At 64.8% G+C, this 17202-nt stretch carries 12 protein-coding genes; 7 read left to right on the top strand and 5 right to left on the bottom strand.

Annotation, left to right across the window (positions count from 1 at the left end; translation table 11 throughout):
* Positions 1–256: 256 nt before the first annotated feature.
* Positions 257–406: a helix-turn-helix domain-containing protein gene (locus B5557_RS15840; RefSeq protein WP_079664807.1), complete on the top strand. Its 150-nt coding sequence runs from the start codon at positions 257–259 to the stop codon at positions 404–406.
* 41 nt (positions 407–447) lie between these two features.
* Positions 448–1632 carry a tyrosine-type recombinase/integrase gene (locus B5557_RS15835; protein ID WP_079659975.1) on the top strand — a complete coding sequence of 395 codons (1185 nt, stop codon included), beginning with the start codon at positions 448–450 and terminating at the stop codon, positions 1630–1632.
* A gap of 35 nt (positions 1633–1667) precedes the next feature.
* Here the strand turns inward: B5557_RS15835 and B5557_RS15830 are convergent, their stop codons facing one another.
* The 4 genes from B5557_RS15830 to B5557_RS15815 all read right to left on the bottom strand — a co-directional run bounded on the left by B5557_RS15830 (position 1668) and on the right by B5557_RS15815 (position 6547).
* Entirely contained in the window at positions 1668–3872 is a 2205-nt protein-coding gene (locus B5557_RS15830) for a caspase family protein (protein ID WP_079659973.1), read from the bottom strand.
* Positions 3872–4285, bottom strand: a complete 414-nt coding sequence (locus tag B5557_RS15825; protein WP_079659971.1) for an effector-associated constant component EACC1 — start codon at positions 4283–4285, stop codon at positions 3872–3874. Before B5557_RS15825 ends, B5557_RS15830 begins: the two co-directional genes overlap by 1 nt.
* Positions 4286–4466: 181 nt before the next feature.
* Positions 4467–5036: a hypothetical protein gene (locus B5557_RS15820; protein ID WP_079659970.1), complete on the bottom strand. Its 570-nt coding sequence runs from the start codon at positions 5034–5036 to the stop codon at positions 4467–4469.
* 293 nt (positions 5037–5329) lie between these two features.
* Positions 5330–6547 carry an IS110 family transposase gene (locus B5557_RS15815; RefSeq protein WP_079659968.1) on the bottom strand — a complete coding sequence of 406 codons (1218 nt, stop codon included), beginning with the start codon at positions 6545–6547 and terminating at the stop codon, positions 5330–5332.
* Between the two features lie 288 nt (positions 6548–6835).
* Here B5557_RS15815 and B5557_RS43705 point away from each other — a divergent pair, with 288 nt between their 5' ends.
* Positions 6836–7000, top strand: coding sequence for a hypothetical protein (locus tag B5557_RS43705; RefSeq protein WP_159424387.1), 165 nt, complete (start codon positions 6836–6838; stop codon positions 6998–7000).
* Between the two features lie 13 nt (positions 7001–7013).
* Here B5557_RS43705 and B5557_RS15810 read toward each other — a convergent pair whose 3' ends face one another.
* Positions 7014–8747, bottom strand: a complete 1734-nt coding sequence (locus B5557_RS15810; protein ID WP_231976362.1) for a TIGR04141 family sporadically distributed protein — start codon at positions 8745–8747, stop codon at positions 7014–7016.
* Between the two features lie 432 nt (positions 8748–9179).
* Between B5557_RS15810 and B5557_RS15805 the strand changes: the two genes are divergently transcribed.
* Genes B5557_RS15805 through B5557_RS15790 form a run of 4 tightly spaced genes read left to right on the top strand, consistent with a single transcriptional unit; the run spans position 9180 to position 17171 of the window.
* On the top strand, positions 9180–10826 hold the full coding sequence (locus B5557_RS15805) for an N-6 DNA methylase (RefSeq protein WP_231976361.1): 1647 nt from the start codon (positions 9180–9182) through the stop codon (positions 10824–10826).
* 23 nt (positions 10827–10849) lie between these two features.
* The gene (locus B5557_RS15800) at positions 10850–12805 is read left to right on the top strand and encodes a type I restriction-modification system subunit M (protein WP_079664806.1); all 1956 of its coding nucleotides are present in this window, start codon (positions 10850–10852) and stop codon (positions 12803–12805) included.
* Entirely contained in the window at positions 12802–14025 is a 1224-nt protein-coding gene (locus B5557_RS15795) for a restriction endonuclease subunit S (RefSeq protein WP_079659963.1), read from the top strand. The genes B5557_RS15800 and B5557_RS15795 overlap by 4 nt, the downstream gene beginning before the upstream one ends.
* Entirely contained in the window at positions 14022–17171 is a 3150-nt protein-coding gene (locus B5557_RS15790; protein WP_079659962.1) for a type I restriction endonuclease subunit R, read from the top strand. Before B5557_RS15795 ends, B5557_RS15790 begins: the two co-directional genes overlap by 4 nt.
* Positions 17172–17202 lie beyond the last annotated feature (31 nt).

The following is a 17202-nucleotide window of genomic DNA, read 5'->3' as shown; positions in this document are numbered from 1 at the left end:
CGTTCGCTGAGTGCCTCTCGCCGCGGAGGCAGGCATGACCGTGCCGCGTAACCGTCAGCCCATCGATGCCGGCCCGAGCGACGCCGTGCCGACGCTTGACAAGGCCCGGACCAGGGAGCGTCCATGGTCCACCACCGGACCGGCAGCCGACGTCCCGCCGACCCTTGCCAACTCCCGGAACGGGAAAGGTAGATGCTCCTGTGTCGCCACGGATCGCGGGCGTTCCGCCCCCGGCGGAAGTGATCGATTGCTGACCGTGGAAGAGGTTGCGGCATGGCTGCGGGTGAGCCCGACCACCCTCAGGAACAACTACCGCCTGTGGGGCATCCCGCCGCAGAAGGTCGGCCGCCTGCTGCGGTTCCGCGCCCGCGACATCACCCGCTACCTCGACGAGCACTACGGCTGACGCCCCGCGCCAACCGCCCGACGCAAGGAGGGCCCGAACCCGTGGCCACGGTCTACCAGCGCTGCAAGAGCGACAAACGGAACGCCAACTACCCCTGCACGGAGAGCCGTTGTAGACATCCTTGGACCGTCCGCTACCGCGAACCGTTCGGCGCGCGCGCCGAACGCCAGCCGAGCTTCGAGAAGAAGACCCAGGCCGACGTCTTTGCTGCCCAGCTGGACCGCGACAAGTACGAGGGCTTCTACCTCGACCCCAAACGCGGCGACATCACGCTGCGCGACTACGCCACCGACTGGCTGGAACGCCAGGTAGTCGCTGAGGGCACCTGGCGCAACTACGACAGCTTCCTGCGCATCCACCTACTGCCTGCCCTCGGCGCGAAGACCATCACCGCCGTGGAGACCAGGGACATCGAGGCGTTCGTCGTCGCCGTGAGCAAGAAGCTCGCCGCCAGCACCGTCCGTGACCGCATGAAGATGGTGAGCAGCCTGTTCAAGACGGCGGTTAAGGAGAAGCGCCGCGCGGACAACCCCACCGACGGCGTCAGGCTCCCGCGGATCGGGGCACACGCGGTCGATGAGGACGAGATCCCCACACTCCACGAGGTCGACCTGATCGCCAAACAGATCTCGCCTCAGTACCGACTCACCGTCTACCTGCAGGCCGGAGCCGGACTACGTATCAGCGAAACCCTCGCCTTCTCCGCAGACTGCCGTCGAGACGGCTTCGTCCGTATCCGCCGCCAGGTCTCGGCCAAGGCCCACCGCGACGACTGCGTCACCCGGTTCATCCCGCTCAAGCACCGCGCCGAGGGCGAATACCGCGACATCCCCACCCCCGCCTTCCTCGACGCCGAGATCGACAACCACCTGAACACCTGGGGCACGACAACGGTCAAGGGTGTCGAGGTCCTCTTCGCCCCGCGCGAGCGCGGCAAGGGGACCATGCCGACTGCGAACACTTACGGCTACCACTTCCGCAAGGCCCTCATGGATGCGGGTCTCGTCAAACCGGACGGCAAACCGAAGTACACCCCGCACGGTCTACGGCACTTCTTCGCCTCCACGGCCCTGGCTCACGGCATTCCGATCCACGAGGTCTCCCGCTGGCTCGGTCATAAATCGATCAAGACCACTGTCGACGTGTACGGCCACCTCGTCCCCGCGTCTTGGGATCGCTGCCGCACCATCATGCAAAAGGCTCTGCGTCCTGGCGATGATGCCTAACCGCGCGGCCTCCTTCGAGCGTGCGAGCGCACCGGCTAGCGCGGGCAGCGGGCGATCCTCGGAAGCCGTGACGAGCCGAGGAGCCGATCAAGGGCTGGCACACCCTCGTGATGGAGCGATTGGCCATGAGAACCAGGCAAAAGTCGGCGCAGGGCACGGGTCGCGACATCGGTCAGTGTTGCTCCGATCTCCGGCCCGAGCGCGAGGTCGAGACTTCCGGCTAGATCCACTTGCCGATCGCCCCACTCATCGATGTGCTCGGTGAGGAAGTCCAGAACCACAGATTGCCGTCGGCCCAGAAGGAGCAACTCGCAGGCCTGCACGACGTCGCGAAGATTGAAAATGAGCCGGGCGGTTATCCATGAAGGTCCGAGGTCGGGTTCCTCACAGCTGATGACTAGTTCGTCGACATCGGGACTTTCGGTGACACTCAGTTGGAGGCCGCCGCGTTTCAGAAAGCACTCAACCGCCTGCTGTTCTTTCTTACTGTGAATTACTAGGGACCACCAGGGAATTGCGGCCCATGTGCCGTGGTTCATCCTATGCTCTTCGAAGGGTGTGAAGATTTGAGGGCGCTCCAGAAGGTGCTTGCTGAAGGTGGCAAGGCAACGGTCCTGGAAGTGCTCGCCCGTCGTGCGCTCACGTAGTAAGTCGTACTCGATGGCGCTAATGCTTTCGATTGCTAGTGAGATGGCCTTCAGCTGCTCTTCGATGATCTCCGCTGCCCGTACAAAAACTGCGCGGGAGTCATGGCCCGCTGGTGCCAGATCGACGTACTGGGCGAGGGCTCGTTGAGCCGCCTTGTACCGGACGAGATCGCCGCCAAGCTGAACCAAGTGGGGGGCCTTGAGCGTGCTCCATGGGCGAGTGGACATCCAGTGCTCCCAAGCGCGGTCGCCCCCACCGCGCTCGCCGAGCATCATTGCTGTGACGGTGCCGACTCGAAGGTCCGGCTCGGCCTCCAGCTTGCCCCAAGGGTCGGGATAAAAGGCCAGAGGGAGGGACGGCAGCGATGAGAGGGAGCTCAGGACTCGCGTGTCCGTGACATCCCAAAGCTCGCTGAGTTCTCGCTCCACGTGCGGACGAGGCATCGTGCGGCTTCGCTGGGCAGCCCAGTATTCGCTCAGCAGCATGTACGTACTTTCTGGCGTCCAGGGGAGGAGCCCCAGATCTCCGAGGAGCGGAACGCTGTTGGCCAGCCCGTTTGTTTCGTATCCCAACTGCACCTCTGCGATGAGTTCGGAGAGTTCGTCAGTGTTGGGGCACGGAGTGGCGAAGACTCCACTGGAGGAGAGAATGCCGCTGATGGCCGTGGTGCTTTTGCCCTGGGCGAGTTGGGTGGCGATTCGCGCTACCAGCAGGGAGCGGATGAGTGTCGGATCGCCGAACTCAGGGCGGAGTTGATCTTGGGTGAGTGCTGAGACATTCCTCAAGCGCCCGAGCAATGCTTGGTGAACCTCGCGGAACCATTCCTCTCGCTTCAGCGAGAGTGTCGGTTTCTCTGTAGGTGGGCGCCACTTGTTATGGAACAGTGCGATGTTATGCCCCAGCCCGCTGGCTCGTTGCTGGGGCAGAGGCATTCCCTGGGATTTGAGTTGACCGTGCACGTACTTGTACAGGGAGGTCATGTCCAGCGGGTCCGGCGATTCAGCTATGCCATCGGTGATCGCTTTGACGAGTTCGCCGGTGAACGCTGTAAGTGGGGCATCCGGAGGAGCCATAGCCGCTTGCGTCGCTGCTGAGGCGGTCATGACGTAGGTGCCTTCAATGATGGTCTCGTCCGCGATCCCATCGGTTCTCCCCATGAACCCCTCCAGCGCGGCGCCGCTGTAGCAACAGTCCAGGATCACGACCTTGTTGACAGCCGTGCTGTCCAACACTTCGGCACGGAGGTCGCCGAAGGCCACGGCCCCGTACTGTCGCCTGCCCCGTTCTGAGTTGCTCACAGCGAGACGGAGGGAACCATCGGGTAGCGGCATACCGTGGCCGGCGAAGTACACCACTAGGGTGTCCAACGCTTCACTCGCCGCTCGGTGTACGGGGTCAAGCGCGCTGGCGACGTCGGTGGGGTTGAGAACCGTCGTGCAATGTTTGTCCGGAAGGTTCCCGCCGAGTGGGGACCTGAAGAGCCTGGCCAGCTCGGTGAGGTTGTTGCGCACCGCCGGCAAGGGCGGAAAGTGCTGGTACTCGTCCACCCCGATCAGCACTACACGGGTTCCGTCAGGATCCGGCAAACGCATCACCGATCCTCGGAGACGGACTGCGTTGACGCCTGGCTCGTGCCGACGGTCCCCGGCGCTACTTCGGGAGGTGTGGATGCCAACAGGGTCGCGACGCGACGCAGGGTTTCCTCTGATGTGTCGTGGACTGTCACGGTCATTCCGTCGCGGCCGATGACGACCGGCCCGGGTGACGATGGACGGGCTGTTCGCCAGGCGACCACGATGTTCACCAACAGGCTCGCAGCGGCAAGACCGTTGCTGACGAACATATTGATGGTCTCTCCCGCGCTCATGCGACCAGAAGCGCCGACAGACAGTGCCAGCTCGACCTGTGCGTGGCGCCGGAGTTCACGATCCTGCCGGAGCCAGTGGTACAGATCGTGGGCCGCCATGTCGTCGCCTTGTGAACCGACGGTGATCTGCAGCTTCATGCCGTCTCCCCCAATTGCCTACAGTGCTCGATGCTCATGGCAGGGAACGGGTGCCCCTTCGTGACTCCCGTCCCAGCGGTCAATCTGAGCGGAAGAATACGTCTCCCAACTGGCATGGATCTTCTAGAAGTTCCTTCGTGACCGCGCACATCGGCGACTCCGCGTGGCTGCGGCGGATCGGTCAGTTGTCGAGAGCAGGGATCCGCTGTCCGGCGATGGCCTCCCGTAGGAGGCTCTGTGTGCTGGGGTGTCGTCGGTATACCGCGTCGATCTCATGCGATGCGGCCTCATGGTCGTAGGGCAGCGCGAGCTGACGAGCGACGCCGTACCGAAGTGCGTCCGCGACGTCTCTATTTACCTCGGCCGTCCGTAGACCCTCGACGATGCCGGTCGAGGCATCGACGAGGACCATGTACGCGGTGAAGGGCTCACCTTGCTGCCCGGGCACGCCGACAGTGCGGCCGCGTTGACGGTATGCCTCCCATGGTGAGTCGCCCCAACCGAGAATCGCCTTCGGGGCGCCGGCGCGGGGCGGGGCATCGAAGCGGTAGCACCACATCAAATGTCTGTCCCCGACGGTGACCGCGACTGTCGCTGAGCCGGTCGTGAAGGCGGCCACCTCGTCCAACGTTAGGCCGTCGAACGAATGGATGATCTCGGCGTGGTTCTCGCTGAGTACCAGGTTGACAGCGGACTTCGGCCAGTCGACCTGTCTTGGGTACGGTTCGCCGACGACCAATGAGTACGACATGGTGATTCCTCTCTTGCCATCCTCGAATCAGAATTGCTTCATCTGCCAACTATTTCAGAGGAGTTGAGCTGCAGTAGACGCAAGCGCGACATCGGTGCCCGCGGCACAGTAGCTGGGCGTCGGCTCGGGCGGGGGAGGTCAGGAGTGGGACCAGTCGTTGGCGAAGTCGCATTGGAGGCCCGTCCAGCGGCAGAGCTCGGAGGGGTGTAAGCGGGGTGGTCGTGGGGGGGTGCCTCTATGTCCTTCGCCAAGGCGCCCCTGTCGGGGTTTGGGGTGATTCGCTCTTGCTGGTGTCATGCGGCGAGCTCGACGTCCGCGGGCGTGCGGGATTCGTAGAAGGTGCCGTCTCGGAGCATGGCGAACAGGACGCTGATGCGTTGGCGGGCGAGGCGGAGGAGTGCCTGGGTGTGGGTTTTGCCGCGGGCGCGTTGCTTGTCGTAGTAGGTGCGGGAGGCGGGATCGGCGTTCATGCAAGCGAAGGCGGAGAGGAACATGGCGCGTTTGAGCTGCCGGTTTCCGCCTCGGGGTGCGTGTTCGCCGTGGATGGAGGTCCCCGACGACTTCGTGGTCGGGGCGAGTCCGGCGTAGGAGGCCAGGTGGGCAGCGCTCGGGAAGCTGGTGCCGTCGCCGACGGTGACCAGTAGGACGGCGGCGGTCCTGACGCCGACGCCGGGCATCGACGTCAGGACCGGGGAAAGAGGGTGGGCCTCCAGCAGGGCGTTGATCTGGGCTTCCAGGGCCCGGCGCTGTTCGTGGACAGCGGCGAGCGAGCGGGCCAGGGAGGGCACGACGATGTCGAGGGTGCCGGTCCCCGGGACCACGACGGTCTGCTCGTCCAACGCCTTGAAGACGTCGTCGATCAGCCGCTGGGCCATGCGTGGGGCCTTGGGTCGGATGAGTTCGACGAGCCTGCGGCGGCCGGCCTTTCGCAGTGCGGCCGGGGAGCCGTAGCGCTCCAGCAGCCAGGTGACGGCCTGGTGGTCGAGGCGGGGGCCCAGGACGTGCTCCAGTGACGGGTGGAACTGGGTGAGCAGGCCGCGTATGCGGTTGGAGGTGCGGGTGGCCTCGGCCGCGAGGTCCTGGTCGAAGCCGACGAGGACCGTGAGTTCGGCGGTGATCTCGTCGGTGAGCTCCAGGGAGCGCAGGGTGTGCGGTATGGTCCGGGCCGCATCCGCGATGACCGCAGCGTCTTTGGCATCGGTCTTGGCCTCGCCCGGATACAGGTCGGCGATCCGCCGCATCGCGAGTCCGGGCAGGTAGGCGACCTTGCAGCCCGCGTCCCGGGCGACCGTGAGCGGGAGGGATCCGATGGATGCGGGCTGGTCCACGATCACCAGGACCGAGCCGAACTTCGCGGCCAGCTTGTCGAACACGGCCCGCAGTTTCGGCTCGCTATTGGGCAGCTGCTTGTCGAAGACCTTCTTCCCGGCCGGAGTCAGCCCGTGCCCGTGATGGGCGCTCTTGCCGACGTCCAGGCCGAGGAACACGCCCACGTCTTCGGTATCGAACATCGCGCCCTTCCAGGGGAGTTGAACGTGCTGGCCTTGGCAGTGGTGTCGTACGCGCGCATCCACGTTATGCAGACCTGCCGCCCGCGAGATGTCCGGCATTGCGCCGGACCGGGCGGTGGCCGGACCTCTGATCAGCGTCTCCGACGGTACCTCCCAGGCCCGGTGACACCACCCCCCCCAGGTCATCCGTTCGACAGGGGGCAAAAGTCATGCCGGGCCCGGAGGCCAGCGGCCCTCTTGCAGGACCGCGGAAAACATAACGGGGCAGGATGTTGACCCACTGGCCCCGTGGGCCGCAGGGCTGGTGAAGCGGTCGGCGTGGTGGGTGTCGAGGCGCTGCGGGAGTTGCGTGCGATGCGTGGCGGCTGGGAGCTCGGCAAGTTCCGTGAGGGGACCGTCGTCGTGGCTGCCTCAGCGGGCGGTGTCCTACTCGGTCACGGGGATTCCCTGTGATCCGGCCGCTTCTTCAGGCGGCCTCGCTGAGCCCATTGGCTGCGGGGGCCAGGGTGGGCTCGATGCCGACGACCTCGACCTGGACGCCACGGGCATTGAGTGCCTGTGCGGTCTGGGCCAGCGTGATCAGGGAGAACGGGAAGAGGGTGTCGGGGGTCAGCTTCTCGCCCGCCTTGAGGAGGATCGCGAAGACGACGCGGTGCGGGGTGAAGTCCTCGGGCAGGGTGCGGTTGCCGTCGCTCTGGATGTGCACCTGCCGGGCGAACTGGGCGCGCACGGAGGGGTTCTGCTGGAGAAGCTCGACTGCGACGTGGGCCTGGTAGCACAGGTGGCTCAAGGGGGCGGAGTCATGGGCCTTCTTCACCAGGACGAGAGTGCCGTCGGGCATGAGGAGGTCGCAGATCTCGACCGCGTTCGTGGTCTTGAGGGGGTTGTTGACGTTCTTCTGGTCGAGGCAGACCCAGCCAGGACGGTTCTCTGCGGCCTGCTGGTTGTAGGTGGCTTCCCTGATCGGCCGACGAACGGTCTTCCCCTTCTTGTTCACCTCGAGGGAGTACTGCCAGGCGGGCAGGCGCAGCGACGAGTTGGCCGGAAACAGAGGGGCCACGGTCTCACGCAGAGCACGCAGGTACGTCGTTCCGAACTCGTACCAGGCACCGTCCAGGAAGCAGAACTTGCGCGATCCGAAGGAGACATGGGCCTCGATCCACTTCAGCGCACTGGTCGTCGCGAGGTGATCCACGGCCGATGCACGCTCGCGGCCGTACAGGGCCACGGTGCCGCGACGCAAGGCCTCGATGCGCTGACCGCGCTTAATGATCCGTGCGCGGGTCAGGAAGTAATCGAGGTCGAAGGTGTCCGCGGAGAAGGGTGCGCAGTCTCCGATCTTGATCGTGTAGGCGGCTGCGCGGGTGTAGTCGTCGATGTGCTCGGCGGGGACGGCGGAGCAGATCGAGTCGATGGCCGGCTGTCCCAGGATCGTGTCGAGCTGCTCGTCGAGCGTCTTGCGCAAAGCCGGGGCGGTGACCGGCTTGATGTGCTCGACGAATGCCAGGTCGGGATGAGGGTCGGTGTTCTCGAGGACGGCGGCGATGGTGCGAATGTCGGCGATGAGGGCGTCAGGCGTGGTGCCGAGCTTGAGGTGCAACCCGACCCCGCCCTCCACCGTCATCGGGCGGCCCAGCCGCCCGCTGGACTCGGCGGCGCCGGTCAGGTCGCTGCTGTCCAGGTAACCGCCGAGGCTGCGGACGATCCGGGAGTGCGCGCGCAGGCCGAGGGTGGGCACGGAAGTGCCGCCGGGCACGATGGAGATGTCGGTGCGGGCAGCGCCGAGCTGATTCGCAGTGAAGTCCCGGACGTGCTGCGGGTCGATGGTGCGGATTGCGACCGAGAGGCCGAAGCTCTGGTCCTTCAGATGCGTGGGGAGCAGCCGAAACCCCTGGTCGTAACCGACGGCGTACACGGCGGAGTCAACAGCGATCATCAGCAGCGCACCGGTGCGCCGCTCCCGCTCACGGACATCCTCATCAGTGAGCTGGACGAGCTCTCCGCACCAGGCGGCCTCGTCCTTCTCGACACCGAACGTCACCCGAAGCGCGGGCACGCCCAGGAACTCGCTCGGGTCGTGGACGTCCGCGTGATAGGCGCTGAGCTGCTCAAGATCGAGGGCATCGAGCATGGCAGCCGAGGTGGGGTCGACGTCGAGGAGCCGGTAGAGGCGGCGCCTTGAGGCGGTGGTACGGGGCAAGGAAGTCTCCCTGGAGTGAGGGGCGCATTCCGCGCGCGGGGTCTGTGACACGTGGTGCCTCGTGTGGAGCGTCGGTTCCTGTGATGGGGCTGGCGCGTATGGCCGCACTGGGCCGTGGGTGACGCGGGACATTGATGGCGTGCGCAAGGTGCAGCAGGCGAACCAAGAGTTCTCGCCGCGAAGAAACGTAGCGGCGAATGAGATGCGGCGCAACCATGTTGACATTAGGCATCGATGTTCACGCGATCTCGTTGACGCAATCCGGGCGTGTTCACAAGGGCTTGCCTGAGGGGAGATCTGACCGATATGGTCACCGTCATGAGTCCAGCCGAGCACGAGGAGATGACGGCCGCCGCGATCGCCAGGCTGGCCGGCGTCGGACGTGCCGCCGTGTCCAACTGGCGCCGTCGATACCCCGCGTTCCCGCAGCCGGTGGGCGGTGACGAGCGCCGCCCGACGTTCTCCCGGGCCGAGGTCGAGGCATGGCTGAAGGACACCGGTAAGGGCGATCAGCTATCGACGGCCGGCCGCACTGACACCGGTACTCATCGTGTGGACCAGGAAGCGCCGCACTCCGCTCTGCACGGCGACCGCCTGCCGGAGGAGGAAGGGGAGCAGGGAATCGCGGCCCTGGGCTCCGGACAACTGCTGGCCAGGGCGATGGCGGCGTTGCTGCCACGCACGACAGCCGCGGCACGCCCGATCGAAGCCGGTTCCTCGGACGAACCCGCGGTACTCGACCCAGCTTGTTCGAAGGCCACGTTGCTGCTGGCCGTCGCGGATCGATTCGGGGATGCCGTCAAGCTCGTCGGCCAGGAAGTCGAGGCGTCGGACGCCTCTGCCGCCGCCCACAATCTGCGCAGCAACGCCCACGGGGCACCGTACGAGATCCACACCGGCGACTCCTTCCTGGACAATCAGCTCGACGCCTACCTAGGCAAAGCGGCGGCGGTGGTCTGCGAGCCTCCCCCCGACCTGCCCCGGTGGCCGGCCGACGAGCTGGGCACTGATCCACGCTGGGAATTCGGCGTCCCTGCTCCGCGTGACAGCGAGCTGGCCTGGGTTCAGCACTGCTACGCCCATCTACGGCCCCGCGGCCTGGCTGTGGTCGCAGTGACACCACGCACGTGCGTCCAGCCCTCCGGAGAACACATCCGCGCCGAGCTGGTACGCACCGGCGCTCTACGCGATGTGATCGCGCTGCCGAAGGGAATGGGGTCGGCACCTGACAGCGAGCTCTGTCTCTGGGTACTGCAACGCCCCTATGACGCTGCCGCCACGGAGTCGGTGCGCATGGTCGACCTCACAGGACTGGGCGATGCGGCCGACGTACCTCAGGAGTTCGCCGCCTGGCAACGCCTCTTCACCGATGCCCACTCGACGATATTCCGCGCCGTTCCGCGCCGAGAACTCCTCAACGGCGACGCCAACCTTCTGCCCTCCCGGCACATCAACTCGCATGCCGAGGCGAGCCCTCAGGACTTCCTCCAGGTCACCGACCGGCTGCAGGCCATGTACACGCGCATCGGCCAACGCCTTCCGCGCTTCGCCACGCCAGCGAAGTCGGCGAACCCCGTGTACGTGACCTTCGGCGAGCTGGAGCGCGCGGGCGCACTGAAAATCCGTTCCCGGGAGACCACCCCGCGCGCAGGCGACCTGCTGCTTCGGACGTTCGGTCGGCCGCCGGTCGTCGCTTCCGGCGGCGCCGAGGACGACAACGGCGTCGCACAGGTCGTCGAGATCGACGGCACCCGGCTGGACGCACATTTCCTCGCCACGTTCCTGCGCATCGACGCCAACGCGCTGCCGGTATCCAACACCCTCGGCGTACTCAGCCGCGAGGACCTGCGCCGTTGCCGCGTTCCCCGCATGTCGCTCTCTGACCAACGCCGTTACGGAGATGCCTTTCGCCACCTCCAGCAGCTCGAAGACGTACTCACCACGCTCGCGAAAACGAGCACGCACGTCATCGAGCAGACCATCCACGGACTGACCACCGGTGTTCTGGCACCGGAGTTCACCACCTCGCAGCACACTGATGAAGCCGAGCCGGCTGACGACGAGACGAGAGATCTGTGACCTCAGCACCCACGCACACCAAGATGGCGAACGACATCTGGTCGGTCGCCGACTTGCTGCGCGGCGACTACAAGCGCCATGAGTACGGGCAGGTGATCCTGCCGTTCACGCTGCTGCGTCGCCTCGACGCGGTGATGGCGCCGACCCGCGACGCGGTGCGCGCCCGCAACGCGTCGTTGGAGGTTCAGAACAAGGACCGGCTGCTGGAGCTCGCAGCCAAGCTTCCCTTCTACAACACCTCCGATCAGGACTTCGCTTCGATCGCCTCGGACGCCCCGAACGTCGCGAAGAACCTGCGCGACTACATCAACGGCTTCTCCCCCAACGTCCGGAAGATCCTGTCCCGCTTCGACCTGGACAACGAGATCACCAGGCTCGCGGGCGCGAAAATCCTGTACAAGGTCGTCGGCAAGTTCAACACGATGCGCGACCTCGACAAGCTCTCCAACCACGACATGGGCTACGTCTTCGAGCACCTGATCCGCAAGTTCGCCGAAGACTCCAACGAGACCGCCGGTGAGCACTTCACCCCGCGCGAAGTCATCAAGCTGATGGTCAACCTGCTCATCGCCCCGGACGCCGAGACCATCGCCGGCGAGGGCCAGGTCATCAACATCCTCGACCCGGCCTGCGGCACCGGCGGCATGCTCACCGCGGCCGAGGACCATATCAAGTCGATCAACCCGAAGGCCAAGGTCTACCTCTTCGGGCAGGAGCTCAACGCGGAGTCCTGGGCCATCTGCCAGGCCGACATGCTCATGCGCAACCAGCCCGGCCGCATCTACTTCGGGAACTCCTTCAGCGACGACGGCTACCCGGACCAGAAGTTCGACTACATGCTGGCCAACCCGCCGTTCGGCGTGGAGTGGAAGAAGGTCAAGGACGAGGTCGAGGCCGAAGCTGAGATCGGCCACGCCGGCCGCTTCGGCGCGGGCACACCTCGCATCAACGACGGCTCGTTCCTCTTCCTCCAGCACCTGCTCTCGAAGATGGAACCCGTCGAGGGCAAGGGGACCCGCCTGGGCATCGTCTTCAACGGCTCGCCACTCTTCACCGGCGCTGCCGAGTCCGGCGAGTCAAAGATCCGGCAGTGGATCCTGGAGAACGACTGGCTGGAAGGAATCGTCGCCCTCCCGGACCAGCTCTTCTACAACACCGGCATCTCCACGTACTTCTGGATCCTGTCCAACCGCAAGTCTGAGAAGCTGCGCGGCAAGGTGGCCTTGGTCGACGCCCGCGATCAGTGGGAGAAAATGCGCAAGTCCTTCGGCGACAAGCGCAAGCAGATCAACGACGAACAGATCAAGCACATCACCGAGCTGTACGTCGAGGCGCTCAACGGTGCGGTAGGCGAGAACCACCCGGACCAGGCCAAGGTCAAGGTCTTCAAGACTCGCGACTTCGGTTACCACCGCATCACCGTCGAGCGCCCCCTCAAGCTGCGCTTCGAGATCACCGAGGACACCCTCGCCGCACTGGAGAACGCGAAGGCCCTGGCCAAGTGGGACGGTCGCGAGGCGATGGTCGAGGCGCTGCGGGGTCTGGTCGGCACGGTGTGGTGGACAAAGCAGGAGGCCCGGGACGCCATGCACGCTGCCATCGCAGCCGACGGCGCACAGTGGCCCGGCACGGCGGCGCTCCTCAAGGGCGTCTGGGGCGCGGTTTCCGTCTCCGACCCCGAGGGCGAGGTCCAGAAGACCAAGAAGGCCGGCATCGAAACGATCCTCCCAGACCCGGACTTGCGCGACTACGAGAACATCCCTCTCGATGAGGACATCAAGGCCTATTTCGCCCGCGAAGTCACCCCACACGTCCCGGACGCCTGGATCGACGAGGAGAAGACGAAGGTCGGCTACGAGATCCCCTTCACCCGGCACTTCTACGTGTACACACCGCCAAGGCCACTGGCGGAAATCGACGCAGAGCTGCGCGAGCTTGAGGCGCAGATCCAGAAGCTCCTGGGCGAGGTGACGGCGTGAGCTGGCAAGAAATCCCGCTTCGTCGAATTTTCCGCTTCGCGAATGGTGGAACTCCAAAAAGCGATGAAAAATATTGGAACGGCGACGTCCCTTGGGCGACACCCCTAGATATCGGGGGCGCAGACGGTGGGACCCTCGCTTCAACGCAGCGAAATCTCACGGAAGAAGGCGTTCTGACAGGATCGAGAATGATTCCCGAAGGGTCACTAATTCTCTCGACTCGCGCACCTATCGGATATGTAGCACAGATCAACAAAAGGATGGCTTTTAATCAGGGATGTCGAGGCCTCGTTGCAACCATCCCCGTCGATGCACGCTACTATCGATACCATCTGCTTGCGCTACGTGAAAAGCTGATCGCTCGCGGCACCGGGTCAACATTCATGGAATTGTCGACCGACGCACTTGCTTCAGTTGAGGTAACTCGCCCGCCTCTTGACGAGCAACGCCGGATCGCCGACTTCCTCGACGCCGAGACGGACCGGATCGATGGCCTCGCGGCTGCGAGACAAGGAATGCGCGACCTACTTGTACTGAAACGTGAACGCATGACCGAGCAGATCCTGGGATTGGATTCGCTCCCACCCATGCTTCCGCTGAAGTATGTAGTCCAGTCAGTCAGCGTGGGAATCGTGATCACACCGGCGAACTGGTACGTGGACGAGGGCGGCGTACCTGCGTTGCGCGGCCTGAATGTTAGCCCAGGTCGCATCGACACCACCAACATGGTGCAAATTAGTCACGCCGGCCATGGCGAGAATAAGAAGTCCCGCCTGTCAGCTGGCGATGTTGTGGTGGTTCGCACTGGACAGGCCGGGGCGGCAGCTATCGTTCCTGAAGAACTTGACGGATCCAACTGCATCGACTTGTTGATCATCCGCCCAGGATCCTCAACGGACTCCTCGTTCCTCACTCACTATTTGAATTCCTTCTACGCGCGGGACAAGATCTCTGAACACTCGGTCGGGAGCATTCAGGCGCACTTTAATGTCGGCAGCATGAAACAGTTGGACTTCCCGGCAATTGATATCCGAGAGCAGGAGCGTCGCGCAGCGAAACTCGATGAGATCGCCGATGATCTCAATCTTCTGAATTCTCATCTAGACAGGCAGATTTCCCTACTCGCAGAACGCCGCCAGGCCCTCATTACCGCCGCCGTCACAGGCCAGTTCGACGTCACGACCGCCCGCCGCTCAACCATCTCCGGAGGCATCGCATGAGCAGTCGTGGAGCGCGCTCCGAAGATGCCTTCGAGGCCAATGTCGAGGCCGAATTGCTCGCGCACGGCTGGTCCAAGGCCCAAGGCACGTTCAACGTCGAACTCGGTATCGACACCGGAGAGATGTACCGATTCATCGGTGCGACGCAGATAAAGGCCTGGACTCGGCTTGTCGGGTTCTACGGCGGCGACCAGAACACCGCCCAACGCCAGTTCGCAGAGCGCGTCGCCGCCGAGATCGACGCGCGTGGCGTGCTGGACGTCCTGCGCCAGGGTGTGCGCGACCGCGGCGTGCAGATCGACTTGGTGTACTTCCGCCCCGGCCACACCCTGGCCGTGGACGCGCTCGCCGAGTACAACGCGAACGTCCTGACCGTCGCGCGCCAGCTGCACTACAGCACTCGCCACCCCCGCCGCTCCCTCGACATGGCGCTCTTCGTCAACGGCCTGCCGGTCGCCACCGTCGAGTTGAAGAACCCGAACACCAACCAGAACGCCGACCACGCTGTCGCGCAGTACCGCCGTGACCGCGACCCGAACGATGTGTTCTTCGCCAAGCGGGCCCTGGTTCACTTCGCCGTGGACCCCGATCGGGCCTTCATCACCACCCGGCTGCGCGGTGCCGATACGCAGTTCCTGCCGTTCAACCTCGGCTCCAACGGCCCCGGTGTATCCGGCGGGGCCGGAAACCCGGCCGCCGCCCCCGGCTCGTACAGCGTCGCCTACCTGTGGGAGCAGATCTGGCAGCGCGACAACTGGCTGGAGATCCTGCACCGTTTCATCCACATCAAGGCCCCGGACAGGAAGGGCGCGAAGGAAAACCCACACACCTCGCCCCGCATCTTCCCGCGCTACCACCAGTGGGACGCCGTACAGAAGATGGTCACCCACGCTCGGGACCATGGGGCCGGGCACAACTACTTGGTCCAGCACTCGGCCGGCTCCGGCAAGTCGAACACGATCGCGTGGCTGGCGCACCGCCTCTCCACGCTCTTCGACACGGCCAACCAGCCGGTCTTCAACAAGATCATAGTGATCACGGACCGGGTGGTCCTCGACCGGCAACTCCAGAAGACCATCTTCCAGTTCGACCACACCCCCGGCGTCGTCAAGAAGATCGACGAGGACTCGACCCAGCTCGCCGGCGCCCTGGACGACTCCACCTCGAAGATCGTCATCAGCACGCTGCAGATGTACCCGTTCGTGCTGAAGAAGATCGCCGACATGGGTCTGTCCGGCAAGCGCTACGCGGTCATCATCGACGAGGCGCACTCCTCACAGGGCAGCGAATCGGCGATCAAGATCAAGCAGGCGCTCGGTTCGAATGTGCCGGCTCGCGAGGAGAACGAGGACCCCGTGGAGTACATGACACGGGTCCGCGGCAAGCAGCCAAACCTGTCCTACTTCGCCTTCACCGCCACCCCGAAGTCGCCCACCCTGAAGCTGTTCGGCACCTTCGACCCGGACCGGGTGAACCAGCGCACCGGCGAGCAGGGCATGTACGTGCCCTTCCACATCTACTCGATGCGACAGGCGATCGACGAGGGCTACATCCTCGACGTGCTCGCCAACTACATCACGTACAACACCAAGTGGCGGCTGCGTAACGCCGCTGTCGACCAGGCCGAGTCGGCCATCTCCAACCCCGAAGTCGACGAGAAGAAGGCCAAAGCCAAACTCGTCCGCTACGCCGAGCAGCACCCCAAGTCCCTGGAGCAGAAGGCGCGGCTGATCGTCGATGACTTCCGGGAGAACATCACCGGTCGGCTCGGCGGCCGGGCCAAGGCCATGGTCGTCACGAGCAGCCGTCAGCATGCGCTGGACCTCTACCAGGCGATCCGGGCGTACGTCACCCTGCGCGGCTATAAGGACTGCGGCGCTCTCGTCGCGTTCTCCGGGCAGCTCAAGGACGACGCCGGCCTGGAGTTCACCGAGGCCCAGCTCAACGGCTTCCCTGAGAGCAAGCTGCCGGACAGGTTCGGCTACACCAAGGCCGACGATCCGCAGGCGGTCGCGCGCGCTCAGGAGGAGTACCGCATTCTGGTTGTCGCGGAGAAGTACCAGACCGGCTTCGACCAGCCGCTGCTGTGCGCGATGTACGTCGACAAGCAGTTGACCGGCGTCGCGGCCGTGCAGACGCTGTCGCGGCTCAACCGCATCCACCCGCTCAAGTCGCAGGACGACGTACACATTCTCGACTTCGTCAACGAGGCCGCCGACATCCAGACCGCCTTCGAGGACTGGTTCGAGACGACCATCACCGAGCCGAGCGACCCGAACCTCCTCTACACCAAGCAGCACGAGGTGATGGGGTACGGCCTCCTGGCCGCATCGGAGATGGAGGCGTTCATCCGCGTCCTGTCCGCAGCCGGTCCCGGCAGGATGCCGGACGCCGCCGAGCGTAAGCTCCACGCCGAACTCCACGAGTACCTGAAGCCGGCCCTGGACCGCTTCGACGCCCTGGAGACGGACGACGAACGCGAGGGGTTCCGGGGTGCGCTGCAGGACTACGTGCGCGCCTACAGTCTCATCGCGCAGATCGTCGACTGGGGGGACCGGGATCTGGAACGTCTCTACCAGTACGGCAGGATCCTGCTTCTCCGCCTGCCCGGACGCCCTTCCGCCTCGGTCGACATAGGGGACGCCGACCTGAGCCACTTCCGGTTGGAGTTCACCGGACGGCACAATGTGTCGCTCTCCGCCGTCGGAGACCGCGACGTCCGCGGGCACGCCGCCGACGGCGGAGGCTACCGGGAGCCGGAGGTGAAGCCGCTCTCCGAGGTTATCGAGGAACTCAACGAACGGTTCGGGCTCGACTTGAGCACCTCCGACCAGATCCTCGTCTACCAGCAGGTCGTCGGCCTGGTTGAAGACACCTCGATGCAGCAGATCGCGCTCATGAACGACGAGGCCCGGTTCGGGCAGGTCGCCGACGATCGTCTCGATGACATCGTCGCGGAGAACGCCGAGCGCAACACCGACTTCATGAAGCTGTACTTCGACAACAACGAATTCCAGAAGGCGATCAAGGAAGCGGCCCGCAAGCGCGCCTACCGGATCATCACCGAACCGGCACGGGACGAAGCCCTGGCAAAGCTGCGCAGTGAGATGCGCCGGGAAATCGGAGGCCAGGCGATCGAGCAGTAATCGCTGTAAGCGACAGGCGGTGGGGCGGGCG

It is taken from the genome of Streptomyces sp. 3214.6, from assembly GCF_900129855.1.
GTDB classification, from domain to species: Bacteria; Actinomycetota; Actinomycetes; order Streptomycetales; family Streptomycetaceae; genus Streptomyces; species Streptomyces soliscabiei.
The sequence above is the reverse complement of the archived record's forward strand: the minus strand, read 5'-3'. Positions and strand labels throughout refer to the sequence as shown.